The organism is Chlorogloeopsis sp. ULAP02, from assembly GCF_038404745.2.
Classification (GTDB): domain Bacteria; phylum Cyanobacteriota; class Cyanobacteriia; order Cyanobacteriales; family Nostocaceae; genus Chlorogloeopsis.
Genome location: NZ_JAYKTT020000081.1, coordinates 75,551 through 88,857 on the forward strand (window position 1 = coordinate 75,551; position 13,307 = coordinate 88,857).

Annotated in this window: 10 protein-coding genes; 1 reads left to right on the top strand and 9 read right to left on the bottom strand. The window is 42.0% G+C overall.

Annotation, left to right across the window (positions count from 1 at the left end):
• Nucleotides 1-58: 58 nt before the first annotated feature.
• Entirely contained in the window at nt 59-703 is a 645-nt protein-coding gene (locus tag U2718_RS29200; protein WP_342000907.1) for a hypothetical protein, read from the top strand.
• 278 nt (nt 704-981) lie between these two features.
• On the opposite strand, the gene U2718_RS29205 is transcribed toward U2718_RS29200, so the two are convergent.
• The 9 genes from U2718_RS29205 to ntrB all read right to left on the bottom strand — a co-directional run bounded on the left by U2718_RS29205 (nt 982) and on the right by ntrB (nt 13,258).
• On the bottom strand, nt 982-2,355 hold the full coding sequence (locus tag U2718_RS29205; RefSeq protein ID WP_342000909.1) for a PrsW family glutamic-type intramembrane protease: 1,374 nt from the start codon (nt 2,353-2,355) through the stop codon (nt 982-984).
• A gap of 331 nt (nt 2,356-2,686) precedes the next feature.
• Nucleotides 2,687-3,289, bottom strand: coding sequence for a DJ-1/PfpI family protein (locus U2718_RS29210; RefSeq protein WP_342000911.1), 603 nt, complete (start codon nt 3,287-3,289; stop codon nt 2,687-2,689).
• 143 nt (nt 3,290-3,432) lie between these two features.
• The gene (locus U2718_RS29215) at nt 3,433-3,894 is read right to left on the bottom strand and encodes a nitrate reductase associated protein (protein WP_342000913.1); all 462 of its coding nucleotides are present in this window, start codon (nt 3,892-3,894) and stop codon (nt 3,433-3,435) included.
• 207 nt (nt 3,895-4,101) lie between these two features.
• Entirely contained in the window at nt 4,102-4,554 is a 453-nt protein-coding gene (locus U2718_RS29220; RefSeq protein ID WP_289791593.1) for a phosphate-starvation-inducible PsiE family protein, read from the bottom strand.
• Between the two features lie 156 nt (nt 4,555-4,710).
• Nucleotides 4,711-6,990 carry a nitrate reductase gene (locus U2718_RS29225; protein ID WP_342000915.1) on the bottom strand — a complete coding sequence of 760 codons (2,280 nt, stop codon included), beginning with the start codon at nt 6,988-6,990 and terminating at the stop codon, nt 4,711-4,713.
• 798 nt (nt 6,991-7,788) lie between these two features.
• Complete coding sequence (locus tag U2718_RS29230) at nt 7,789-9,306, bottom strand: MFS transporter (RefSeq protein WP_342000918.1); 1,518 nt, start codon at nt 9,304-9,306, stop codon at nt 7,789-7,791.
• A 143-nt stretch (nt 9,307-9,449) separates the two neighbouring features.
• Nucleotides 9,450-10,289, bottom strand: a complete 840-nt coding sequence (locus U2718_RS29235) for a nitrate ABC transporter ATP-binding protein (protein WP_342000920.1) — start codon at nt 10,287-10,289, stop codon at nt 9,450-9,452.
• 64 nt (nt 10,290-10,353) lie between these two features.
• Nucleotides 10,354-12,342, bottom strand: coding sequence for a nitrate ABC transporter ATP-binding protein (locus tag U2718_RS29240; RefSeq protein WP_342000922.1), 1,989 nt, complete (start codon nt 12,340-12,342; stop codon nt 10,354-10,356).
• Nucleotides 12,343-12,415: 73 nt separating this feature from the next.
• Nucleotides 12,416-13,258, bottom strand: coding sequence for a nitrate ABC transporter permease (ntrB, locus tag U2718_RS29245; RefSeq protein WP_342000923.1), 843 nt, complete (start codon nt 13,256-13,258; stop codon nt 12,416-12,418).
• Nucleotides 13,259-13,307 lie beyond the last annotated feature (49 nt).

Below are 13,307 nucleotides of genomic sequence, written 5' to 3' on the forward strand. Positions count from 1 at the left end.
TTATGTGCCAGCAGTTGTAGCTGTAAATACCACAAATTAATTGATTGGGAGACGAGACATGAATAACAAAATCAACAGCTCAGATGATTTCCAAACCTTACCATCGCAAATGCATTTGGAATTCTTAGAAGCTCTACTGCAACCTGAAGATGCAACTTATCCTTGGAATCCAACCCAAGAACAGTCAGATGAGTACTTTGCCCAACTCGAAGAACAGTTCGCTCTTCAAGATGTGCTGGAAGATGAACTCACTGTCCGCTCGCAAGCTTTCTACAGCCATTTAGATACGCTGTGGACTGCTAATACAGAACACTACAATTGTAGTATAAATCCAAGCATAGTTGCTAGGCTTCAAGAAAGTTTACAAACTAGTTTTGCTGCACGTGTACCCCAAGAGTTGTTGAGAGCGATCGCTCAGAAAACAACTGAAATGATCAACTCTAAGCAGTCAATGGCGGAGCAATTAGTGAATTGTGTTCAAGGTTTACTACCTAGTTGGGGTTCGGAGGATTTGTTGGTATTAGCCCGTCCTTATGCCTACGCCATGCGGAGCAACGAGTCAGAAAAAACAGCAGAAAATGCACTTAACAACATAAATGAGGGCGAGTGGTCAAATTTATCTGAAATTGAGCAAGCAAGAATTAGCTTGGCGATCGCTTACTATGCGCTTCGGAAAATTAACACTTTGCAAGGAGAAGCCTAAACTCAATCTAGGCTGTATCTGGATTAATTCGATTCTCTTGGCAAGTAGTTCTGCCTGCAAGTGGCGCTTAATATTACTTTCAGTAGCTATCTGAAATATATTTACTGTTTATTAAAGCGCCATTTTTCTAACATCAAAAAGCCGATGGCAATTCCATCGCTGCTCTATCTACAGACAAAAAATATTAAATATGATTTATTTCTATCATCCTAGTCCACTTGTAGGTAGACTACTGCCATTAAACTGTATCCTGTAACCCATATCCTATACCTAATTCCTTATCTAGGCCCAAGAAAACGAGTAGCGAAATTATTTTCGCGTGTGGGTGATAATGCCCGTGCTTTCAGGATGGCTGCCATTAAGAAAGCATAAGACAACACACCTACAACTACAAGTAATAAGCCATTGAGAGTTCCGGTGGCGTTCCATAAAGCATGGAGTCCAGATGCAGTTAGGTAGCCAATTAGCAATATTTGCCAGCTTTTTCTGGGCTTGAGAACAGCTAACCCAATAAAATAGCCGAGATAACCACTGTAAGCCATGTGTCCTGCCACAGAACCTAAAATTCGAGGAATTAAAAGTTGTAACCCTGCCAGTTGACCGGCACCATCCCCTGCTTGAATCGCGACATTTTGTGTAATTTGTGGCACATACTGACCTAGTGTTTCCAACAGGGTAAAGCCTACAGCAGAAGCTGTTCCCAACAAAATGCCATCCAGAGGTTCCCAGACACCGATACTTTCCCGCCAAGGCGATCGCACTCCTTTACCGATCACATAGGCTATCAGTATAGGTAATGCTTTGATAAATTCCTCCATCAAGCCCGCACCAAAAAAGTAGCGGATCAGTAATTCTGTAAAGGTAATAGATTCCTGATCTGAAGGCAAGTTGCCCGGTAGTCGATCACGAAATATGAAGATAAACAAATCTAACAGCGGACTGAGCAAAATGATGATTGTTGTCAGTGCCGCTCCTAATAAAACCCACCAAGGCTTACGCTTTCCACACAATTGGTAAATAAAGTAGTAGGCGGCAAATGCAATGTAAGATCCGACAATTACTTGGTTCGCTTGTGGATCGCCGACAGTGGCAAACATTAATACGACAAAGACGACTGTGAGAATTCCCGGTATCAGATAAGCTTTACGAGTCAGATCTTTGCCAGTAGAAATAATTGGAAACAGTTGGGTAAAACTAACTGAAGAATCAGGAAGTGTGGGTGGTTGATATCCTGCTGGTGGTAATGATGTAGCGTCAGCAACAGATGATATTACAGTATGTTGGTGGTTGATTGTGTACTCAAACAAAAATTCTGGCCCATCATAGCCAAGAGTAATGCGATCGCCCGGCATCAATTGCTGACAACCCTGCAAGCGTTGTCCATTTAAATAGGTACCATTGGCACTATTAAGATCGCAAATCACCCAATTAGATTCGCTATCAATTGATGAAGGGAGAGGACGAACCACCGCATGACGACGAGATACCATACGATACATCATGGCATCTAAGACAACTTGACAGCTGGGATCGCGTCCAATTACTACTTCTTTACTGGGGAACAGCGAGTAGCGAAATTCTGATCCGTAAGCTGTTACATTACCAGACACTAGCCGCAGAAATGCATTTCGTCGTGCGTTTTTGCCCGTCATTGAGTTGCAGGGTAGTAATAAATAGATCGAAACAATAACTGGCAGTAGGAATTAACCTTAGCCACATCAATAGCAGCGTTGCTAAATACAACTATAGCTTTACTCTTTGTTGAGAAAATGGAAATTAAAGAAATCAAAATAAAAATGTTATTAAGGTTATTAACTATCAGTTTTTGCTTTTAGTTAACTGTTGATTACTAAAAGATATGATACTGGATTCAATCTTCATCGCAATTGGATGAAAACTGTAGTGTGAGCAAGGAACTGCATCAGTAAAAGCCGATACGGTTCCTTGGATACTAATAGCTTGTAGTTTCAGATGGGCGATCGCTTAACTTACTGTTGCCATTTCGGGATGCTCAATTTTCGTGCCAAGAAGTTTCAGGAATTCTGCCAGCCAACGAGGATGAGCAGGCCAAGCCGGCGCAGTCACCAAATTGCCATCAACTATTGCCTCGTCCGCTGGAATTTCTACGTAGGTACCACCTGCACGACGTACATCCGGACCACATGCAGGATAGGCTGTGCAACTTTTTCCTGTCAGAACATCCGCAGCTGCCAGGATTTGCAAACCGTGGCAAATTGCAGCGATCGGTTTGTTAGCTTCGGCAAAGTGACGAGTAATTTCTAATACTGTCTGATTCAGGCGGATATATTCTGGTGCGCGTCCTCCAGGAATCACTAAAGCATCATAGGTGTCAGCTTTTACTTCTGCAAAAGTTGCATTTAAGGTGAAGTTGTGACCAGGTTTTTCACTATAGGTTTGATCGCCTTCAAAGTCGTGAATTGCAGTTCGTACCTGTTCACCTGCTTTTTTATCAGGGCAAACAGTATGAATTGTGTGTCCTACCATTTGTAGCGCTTGGAAAGGAACCATCACCTCATAATCTTCTACATAGTCCCCAACAAGCATCAAAATTTTCTTTGCAGCCATATTTTTATATCCTCGCTTTGATGCTAAAAAATCACCGATACAAAATTTACACTATCTTTGTATTTTTAGAACTGGAAATTTTTGAGCAATTTTTCTTAATTTCCAAATTTACAATTAAATTGTGCAATTTTGAATTTTATATACTAAGATTTTGTGAACAGTTTAAATTCCTTTAATGCAGGTACAAAATTTTTATTCTCATGTCCAGAGCGGCTGAGTTTAATCAAGGCAAAACGTTGTAATGGAGTTAAGTTTGCCCACTGTTCAGTTGTAATAACAATACCTACTTCCTGAGCTTTTTCATTAACGCTGATTGGCACAGTCTTGACATCCATCCATGCGGGATGAGACTCAATAGGTAATTCGCTTGCTGGTGTGCTAGTACGTTGTAAAATCAAATCTTGAATATACTTTCGATAAGCCTGAATTTCAGATTCTGTTGAGCAAGGCAATTCAACTAAATTTTGACGTTCCAATTGAGTCATGTTGTTCCAATCTGACAATTTCAGCTTAATTCCACAGGTATCTAGTTTGCAACGTACCTGCATAGGGATACAACGCAAAGATTCAACAAAATCTGCTTCAAATTGAAAAAACTCTGTCATAAACTAGAACCAAATCAGAACTAGCAAAAATTAATTAATTAGAAGTCAGAGGTCAGAAAGTTGTAGGATGTGTTACGGCTACGTAGGTATTTGATAGTGTCAGAGAGCGAGAGCTAGCCGTAATGCACCAAGAAATGCGATGATTAACGCGTTGTTTTAATGTACTTTACAATTTAAGATTTACTAGCATAAATTCTAGACTACAAACTAATGTCTAGCATTCGTACTACGAATCATCCAGTAACTAATCGATAAAGCAAGTATAGCTACTCCTAAACCAATAATATCAACACCTGATACTTTCTCTAGGTCAAGAATAATAATTTTACGAGCCACTGCAATCAATGAAGTTACGATGACTAATTCTACTTGCAGAACGTGTTTTTTGAGATAACCTGTGATATTTTCTAAAATTTCTAAAGCTATTAAAATATTTAAAAATAAGCCAAATATTTTATATAATGTGGTATTAAATTTTCCGTATGGCGCGGTAAATAATTCTTTAAAAAGAAAAAAACCTAAATCTCCGATCGCTGTTAGAATAACCAGCACCATAAAAATCGAGAGAACTTTAGACACCAGCACCTCTATATTTTCAATTAGGTGCATAAAGTTCTCATCTTTGCTGGTTTCTTTGACTTGCTTAAAGAGTTTTCGCATCTGCTAGACCCCATTTTAGATAGAAATTTTATTCAGAAGGGGCTTACCTAGCAGCTTATCACTATAGAGGTTGCACTAAGAAAAAAGAATCCAGAACATTCTTAGATTCTATAGAGGCTGAGAAGTGTTTCCAATTCTGTATTGTGAGTTTTCTCTTCAATGGGTTTGCTGATAAACCCGCTGGGAAATTTCTCCAATTGTTAGCTCAATGTTAGCTGGTACTACCTGTACCGCACAAGCTTTTAATTCCGGTTGGAGGGAATCAGGGCAAGATTCTGGATGAGTCAGAGCGTTGGCTTCTGCGTTGTCTGCCCACAGCGCTCCCCAATGCATAGGGACAAACACTGTACCAGGAGCGATCGCCTTAGTAATTTTGGCTGGAAATTTAGCTTGGGAGCGGCGCGATCGCACTTCTACGAATTGGTTATCGCTAATTCCTAAAACAGCAGCATCACGGGGATGAATTTCAATAAAAGGTTCAGGGTGCATTTGACGAGTTTTTTCAATTCGACCGGTGCGTGTTTGCGTGTGCCAATGTCCGTAAAGCCGTCCAGTCGTCAACACAAAGGGATAATTCGGATCTGGTGGCTCTGCCAGCCCCCGCGAGTGATATGCACCAAACCGAGCACGTCCATCAGGAGTGTGAAAGCGCAAATCAGTATAAAGGCGCTTGCTTTGGCGAGAAGAAGAGACGGAGTTTTCTGTGCCTGCGTCTTTGCGTCTTTTCGTCTCAGCGTCCTCTTGTTTCCCCGTGTCCCCTTGTTCCCTTGTCCCCTTGTCCTCTTCCGGGTGCGGCCATTGAGTTGGGCCTTTTGTTTGTAATTGCTCGTGACTCAACCCTGTCATGTCGCAAGGGCGATCGCGAGTTAATTTAACAAACTCCGCATAAACTTCAGCTGAGTTGGCAAAAGCAAACTCACCCACAAAACCTAATCTACGCCCAACTTCGGCAAAAATTTCCCAATCTGGTTTTGCTTCTCCTGGCGGTCGGCGGAATGCCGGACACAGCGTTACTGTTCGTTCAGAATTGGTCATGACGCCAGTTTTCTCACCCCATTGTGCTGCTGGCAATAAGACATGAGCGTAGGCAGCTGTTTCTGTTGGGTAATAGGCGTCTTGGTAAATAGTAAAAGGCGATCGCATCAACGCTGCTTTAGTTCGTTTCAGATCGGGCATACTCACCGCTGGATTGGTAGCAGCAATCCACAACAAGCCTACAGAGCCGTTTTCCAGCCCCATAATCATGTCCCAAGCCGTCATTCCGGGAGTAGGTGAAATCTGTCCTCGCTTCAATCCCCAAACGTCTTCAACTTCGGCACGGTGCTGGAGATTTTTCACCAATCGATAACCAGGCAACAAGTGTGCCAAACCCCCGGCTTCTCTTCCTCCCATCGCATTTGGCTGCCCTGTGAGCGAAAAAGGCCCAGCTCCTGGCTTGCCGATTTGTCCAGTCATCAGGTGCAGGTTAATAATGGTTCTAACCTTTGCTGTACCCTCTGTTGATTGATTTACACCCATTGACCACAGAGAAAGTACCCGCTGTGCTTGACTCCAGTATCGAGCTGCTGTTTCTAAATCTTCAACGCTAATGCCGCATTGATGAGCTACTACTTCTGGTGAGTAATGCCGAATCACCTCAGCATAAGCAGAGAAGTTGCTGGTACATTCATCAATAAAACCAGCATCAATATGACCCCAGCGCATCAATAAATGAGCAATGCCATTCAACAAGTCGATATCTGTACCGGGACGAATAGCTAGATGTAGATCAGCAGCTTCTGCTGTGGGTGTGCGACGGGGATCGACCACAATCATTTTGACTTTGCGATTCTTTTTGTGGTATTTCTCCAGTCGGTTGAAAATGATCGGGTGGCATTCTGCTGTGTTAGTACCAATTAAAAACGCACAGTCGGTTAGCTCTAAGTCTTCATAACAACAAGGAGGCCCATCCGAGCCAAAGCTTTGGATGTACCCAGCCACAGCACTAGACATACATAGGCGAGAGTTAGCATCAAAATTATTGCTACCCAAGCATCCTTTCAAAAGTTTCTGGGCTATGTAGTAATCCTCGGTTTGGAATTGCCCAGAACCATACATACATATGGCTTCTGCCCCTTGGGTGAAACGTACGGTTTGAATGCGCTGGGTGATGAGATCGAAAGCTTCTTCCCAACTGACACGCCGGAACTCTTGATCCAACGACTCTCGTACCATTGGGTATTGCAGTCTGTTTTTGTCTAAAGATTCAGCGATCGTAGCACCTTTGACACAAACCATTCCTTGACTGGATGGATGGGTTTTATCACCCCGCACCCGCCAAATCGGATTTCCTTGATGATCTCGATATGTTGCTTTGCCTGGTTGCGCTGGTGGGGAGACTTCTAATCCACAGCCGACACCACAGTAAGGACAGAGAGTTTTGGTAATTTCAGTCATGGTAATCGCACCATGTTCCTTGATTTTGATTATTTAGATATTGAAGTCAAGATTTGTAGATCAAAGTTTTCAACAACTTCTGTATTTCCAATGCTTTTATGTTCAATTCAATTTATGCAAAAAAATTTGAGAAAGCATCTAAAAAAATTGATTTATGAAAGATTAATTTGAAAAATTTTCAGTTTATTTAAATTAGATTAGCTACTAGCAAAAGTATATTTACTTAATTAAAGAGTAAGTCAGTAACACAAAAAGTTATCTACGATACAAAAATGTATACTCAGAGATTATTTTTAGCCCGAATTTATATTATTTAATTTATAAAAAATCGTTATGAATAATTTTAAAACCATATTGATAACTATATGAAAATTCAATAATAATTATCTTAGTCAAGATAAAAACAAAATCTAGGATACTCTTACTTTTAGTTAATCATTATCAATCATAATAAGTAAGTACAAGGAGTCAAATAAAAATATATATTTCTAGTAGAGATTTCATTTAAAAACTTTGTGTATAGAGGCATTTATTTAACAAAATTAAAATTTTATTGATTCATGCCTAGCTCAATAGTGAAATATTGCTGACAATTAAAGTGTAAATAAGAATGATTACTTAACTAAAAAAATAAAAACTTTTACTAAAATTTATGACTTTAATTGGTGACTTTAAAAAAATGCTTTTTGTAATTTTATTTATAAAGCTAATATAATAAGGAGCAAATCCTAAGTAAATTCTAATGAATTTTAGGTTATGCCCCATACGATATTTAAGTTGAAAGTTGGGGCTTTTACCCTACTTTAATTCCTCATTGAGAACGGGGAGTCTTTCTGCTGCCAGTTCAGGTGCTTCGCCTTCATGATGTTCAGCAAAAGAACCCTTTGGTTCTTTAAGGAAGAACCAGCACAAGAAAGTAACAGTCAGCGCAGCAACTCCTAATGTTTGGAAAAAGATGCGATTGCCAACTTCCCCAGGAGGTAAAAAGCTATATAAGGTGAGGTAAGCGACAGCTCCCACATTGCCGTAAGCACCGACATTTCCAGCAATTTGACCAGTAACTCGCCGCTTAATCAGAGGTACGATCGCAAAGGTTGAACCTTCCCCAGCTTGAACAAAGAAAGAACAAGCCATAGTCAGAAGGATTGCAAAGGGTAGCCACCAATTGCTATTCACTCCGCTCATCAGCAGATAGCTAATCCCCATGCCAGCAGTCAATACAGTCATTGTCCATCTGCGACTGCCTAAGGTATCAGAAACCCAACCACCACCAGGGCGTGCAAACAAATTCATAAATGCATAGCTAGCAGCAATCATTCCTGCCACCACTTTGTTGAGACTGAAGCTTGTCTCAAAAAATCCAGGGAGCATGGAAACAACGGCAAGCTCAGAACCAAAATTAACAAAGTAAGTTAGTTCCAGTAGAGCAACTTGAGAAAACTCATAGCGATCGTCAGGGGAATATCGCTTCTTACCTGTCATCAATTCATGATTTACATCCCAGCATTTATAGGCTTGGAAGAGGTACAAACCAACTAACAGAAGGTAGACAATCAGCAATTGACTTTGACTGAGTAAACCAATTTGAGCGATCCGCCAAGCTAATACACCTAAGATGCCGACGAGGGGAATATTCATCAACATCAGTAGCCAAAAACTTCTGCGGCTAGTTACTTCCATCCCACCGTGGCGTTTAGGGCGTTGATAGACTTTACCAGAGGGAGTATCTTGGGCTTTGAGTAGATAAATGGCTCCGTAGATGGCGGCGATAATTCCAGTCAGAGCGATCGCTAAACGCCAGTTAATTTGTCCGGCAGCTAGAAATGCTGTTCCCATAGCAATAGAAGGCAAGGTAAAAGCCGCGGCGGCTGAACCAAAATTACCCCAACCACCATAGATTCCTTCAGCTATACCAATCTCTTTGGGTGGAAACCATTCGGCAACCATACGAATACCAATCACAAAACCAGCGCCGACAATACTCAATGCCAAGCGGCTAATTACTAACTGACTAAAGTTTTGTGCCATTGCAAAGGCAAGACAGGGAATAGCCGCGTACATCAGCAGCAGTGAGTAAGTAATACGTGGGCCATATTTGTCTAAAACCATACCAATAATTATACGTGCTGGTACGGTTAAGGCAACGTTACAGATAGCAATAGTTCTGACTTGTCCTTCAGTTAAACCGATCGCTTCTTTAACTGCTGTTTGAAATGGAGCAAAGTTAAACCAAACTACAAATGATAAAAAGAACGCAAACCAAGTCAGATGTAAGATGCGGTAACGGCCTTGAAATGACAATAATCCTTTAAGCATGAAAGCCTTCCTAAGTGAAAAAATACACAGGGGTATCTAGGAGCGATAGAGCAATTACCCTGGCTGGATCGTAGATGTGTATTTGAAGTTACATTTTTATTTCGGAAGCAAAGCGTAAAAATCCTTAAAACTTGTTAAAACTACTACTCTTCAGGATGAGTACAGCGGCGATATAGAAAGTCAAGGGCATAGTTCCGCAGGTTGTAGTACTGGGGATCTTCCATAATGCGGCGACGGTTGCGGGGACGGGAAAAGGGAATCTCCAATACTTCACCGATATTAGCAGCAGGGCCGTTAGTCATCATCACAACTCTGTCTGCCAGGAAAATAGCTTCATCGATGTCATGGGTAATCATTAATACTGTGACTTGATGTTCGCGCCAGATTTGCAGGAGTTCTTCTTGCAATTCTTCTTTGGTAATTGCATCTAACGCCCCGAAGGGTTCATCTAAAATCAAAACTTGGGGACGGATTGCCAGGGCGCGGGCGATCGCAACTCGCTGCTTCATCCCGCCAGAAATCTGATCAGGTTTGTTTTCAGCCGCTTCTGTCAGCCCCACCATTGCTAAATGTTCTTTGACGATCGCTCGTTTTTCTGCCTGGGGTTTTTTGGGAAATACGGAGTCAACAGCTAAATAAACATTCTCAAAAACACTTAACCAAGGTAGTAGACAGTAATTCTGAAATACCATCATTCGATCTGGCCCTGGTTCGGCGATCGGCTTGCCTTGTAAGCAGACTACACCTTCAGTAGGTGTGTTGAAGCCAGAAATCATGTTTAGCAGCGTAGATTTACCACAACCAGAGTGACCAATAATACAAATGAATTCGCCTTCACTAACCTTGAGGTTAACTCCATCCAGTACTGTATGAGGGCCATCCGGAGTTGGGTAAATTTTGGTTACCCCCTCAATCTCTAGGAAATTTCCTGCTTTCTGGATAGGCTGTTGATTGATTTGAGTAGTTTTATTGATGGTTCGCATGAATTAATGTGTCCTTTGTTATTTACCGATCACTTGCTAATGACCAATGACTAATGTCTATTGACTAAATAAATACTTCTTCAACACGGATCTGACGTTTAATTTCCAGACTGTTGAGATACTCTATTGGCTTTGAAGGGTTAAAAACTTTACCATCAAACAAGTGAATCGGGTCATCTTGTCCGATATCGAGCAAGCCGAGATCGCGTGCAGCCGCTCCAAATACGTCTGTGCGGCAGACTCGTTCAATTACTTCCACCCAGTTTTTAGGAAAGGGTACTAAGCCCCAACGCGCCATTTGGGTAACCATCCACAGCAATTCAGTGCGGTTTGGATAGTTGGTTTGATTGAGATAAAACTGGTTGTATGTTCTTAGTTCCTGCGGTTCTGTACCATCGCCGCGATCGTAGGGATCGATAAAACCAGGGCGGGCGTAAGCAGGATTGATATCAAGGTACTCTGGGCGGCAAATTAATTCCAGAACTTCTTCGCGGTTGCGGAGATCGTCACAATATTTGCAGGCTTGTAACAGTGCTTTGACTAGAGCAAGATAAGTTTCTGGGTATTTCTGCGCCCAATCTTCTCGTACTCCTAGCACTTTTTTCGGCTGTCCCGACCAAATTTCCAAGGCAGTGGCAGCAACGAAGCCTACATCTTCATGAACAGCAAGATAGTTCCAAGGTTCTCCTGCACAGTAACCGTCAATAATTCCGGCTTTGAGTTGTTCAACCATTTGCGTTGGTGGTACCACCGTCAGGCTGACATCCCTGTCGGGATCTATGCCACCAGCAGCTAACCAGTAACGCAGAATTAAATTCTGCATTGCCGTTGGATGCACTATTCCCAAAGTCAGAATTTGATCGGGAGAGGCGTTAATCGCGGCTTTAAAGTCAGCTAGGGTTCTGACACCTTCGCTGTACAACTTCTTGCTTAAGGTAATGGCGTTAGCGTTGCGGGAGAGATTCAGGGCGTTGACTACGGGAATGGGTGTCTTGCCACCAGCGCCTAAAGTCAGGGCAAGGGGCATACCAGCAAGCATCTGAGCGGCGTCTAGTTTACCAGTTGCAACACCTTTGGCGATTTCCGTCCAATTGGCTGCGCGGCTGAGGGTGACTGTTTCTAGCCCATAATCAGCAAAGAAACCCTTTTCTTTAGCGACGATTAAGGGTGCAGCATCAGTTAGCGGCATAAAGCCAATTTCCACATTGACTTTTTCTAAGCCGCCAGAGGAGATGACTGCTGGTGCTTGAGTCTGCCCAGCCTTACGTTTCTTGAGGAGTTTTTGCTGGTTAAGGAAGTAAATCATTTCATTCCGCAGATTGTAGTAGCTGGGATGATTGACTACTTCCAACCGCTGACGGGGACGGGAAATAGGCACTTCCAGAATTTGTCCGATGTGAGCCTCTGGGCCGTTGGTGAGCATGACGATGCGATCGCTTAATAATAGTGCCTCATCCACGTCATGTGTCACCATCACACAAGTAACGTTGTGTTCATTACAAATTTTCATCAGTTGTTCTTGCAAACTACCCCGTGTCAAGGCATCCAATGCCCCAAAGGGTTCGTCTAGCAGTAACAACTTAGGACGTGTAGCTAGGGCGCGAGCCAGCGCTACCCGTTGTTTCATGCCGCCAGATAACTCGCTCGGACGTTTTTTGGCAGCATGACGCAGCCCTACCATGTCGATATGTTCTTCGACAATGCCTCGGCGATCGCCCTTTGGTTTATCTTGATAAACTTCATCCACAGCCAAGGCAATATTTTCCCGAACTGTTAACCAAGGGAGCAACGAGTAGTTTTGAAATACTACCATCCGGTCTGGACCTGGTTCTTTGACTTCCCGCCCTTCTAAAGTCACACCGCCAACACTCGCTTGATCTAGTCCTGCGATGATATTGAGCAAGGTGGATTTACCACAACCAGAATGCCCGATCAGAGAAATAAATTCTCCTTGTCGAATTTTCAGATCAATATTTTTTAGAGCAATATATTTCCCACCATTGGGAATATCAAATACACGATCAACGTGGTCAACTTCAACAAAAGTAGTCATTGGTTATTTGTCCTTTGTCATTTGTCATTCATTGTTTGTGATTTGTTTTTAGCTAATGACTAATGACTAATCACTATTTCTGTTCTGCTGGTACCACTTTGCTAGCAACAAAAGCGACTAATTTATCTAGAAATAAGCCCACCAAGCCGACATAGATGAGAGCTAAGATAATCTCGCTTAAATTGGTTTCTGTTGTTGTATTGTAGGCATCCCAAATAAATGAACCAATTCCCACACCACCAACCAACATTTCCGCAGCCACAATTGCTAACCAAGATAAACCGATACCAATTCGCAATCCTGTGAAGATATAAGGAACAGTGGCAGGAAAAACTATTTTAAAGAAATACTTGACTCCTTTGAGCCTTAATACTCTGGCAACGTTGATGTAATCTTGGGGGATGTGTTGTACACCCACGATTGTGTTAATCAAAATTGGCCAAATGGATGTAATGAAAATTACGAAAATAGCTGAAGGATTTGCTTGTTGAAATGCTGCCAGCGAAATTGGCAACCAGGCTAGAGGTGGTACAGTTCGCAAGACTTGAATAATGGGATCTACTGCATCATTGAGTAATTTATTAGCGCCAATCACAATTCCCAGAACAATACCAACAATTGCTGCCAATGAAAAGCCTAAACCAACTCTGCCAAGGCTATTAAGTATTTGCCAACCTAAGCCTTTATCAGTTTCACCATTATCGAAAAATGGATCAATTATAAAAGGATCCCATGTTTCTGAAATTGTTTCGATTGGCCCTGGCAATTTAAAGTTAGGGTTTAAACATAGTAATTGCCAAATCACCAGAAAAATAGCTATGGCTACTAAGGGAGGAATGATTTTTCTAGATACTAATTTATGAAAATTACTACGGTTCTTTTTTCTGATAGTACGACTTCCAAGAGTAGCAGCCATTTTCCTATTTCTCCAATTGCGATCCAGTGGTCTTGTTGAGATATTTTTA

What these genes read in the sequence shown, in the direction of transcription:
- U2718_RS29235 (WP_342000920.1), bottom strand. Translation starts at nt 10,289, where the DNA reads ATGCGAACCATCAATAAAACTACTCAAATCAATCAACAGCCTATCCAG.
- U2718_RS29230 (WP_342000918.1), bottom strand. Translation starts at nt 9,306, where the DNA reads ATGCTTAAAGGATTATTGTCATTTCAAGGCCGTTACCGCATCTTACAT.
- U2718_RS29210 (WP_342000911.1), bottom strand. Translation starts at nt 3,289, where the DNA reads ATGGCTGCAAAGAAAATTTTGATGCTTGTTGGGGACTATGTAGAAGAT.
- U2718_RS29200 (WP_342000907.1), top strand. Translation starts at nt 59, where the DNA reads ATGAATAACAAAATCAACAGCTCAGATGATTTCCAAACCTTACCATCG.
- U2718_RS29205 (WP_342000909.1), bottom strand. Translation starts at nt 2,355, where the DNA reads ATGACGGGCAAAAACGCACGACGAAATGCATTTCTGCGGCTAGTGTCT.
- U2718_RS29220 (WP_289791593.1), bottom strand. Translation starts at nt 4,554, where the DNA reads ATGCGAAAACTCTTTAAGCAAGTCAAAGAAACCAGCAAAGATGAGAAC.
- U2718_RS29240 (WP_342000922.1), bottom strand. Translation starts at nt 12,342, where the DNA reads ATGACTACTTTTGTTGAAGTTGACCACGTTGATCGTGTATTTGATATT.
- ntrB (WP_342000923.1), bottom strand. Translation starts at nt 13,258, where the DNA reads ATGGCTGCTACTCTTGGAAGTCGTACTATCAGAAAAAAGAACCGTAGT.
- U2718_RS29215 (WP_342000913.1), bottom strand. Translation starts at nt 3,894, where the DNA reads ATGACAGAGTTTTTTCAATTTGAAGCAGATTTTGTTGAATCTTTGCGT.
- U2718_RS29225 (WP_342000915.1), bottom strand. Translation starts at nt 6,990, where the DNA reads ATGACTGAAATTACCAAAACTCTCTGTCCTTACTGTGGTGTCGGCTGT.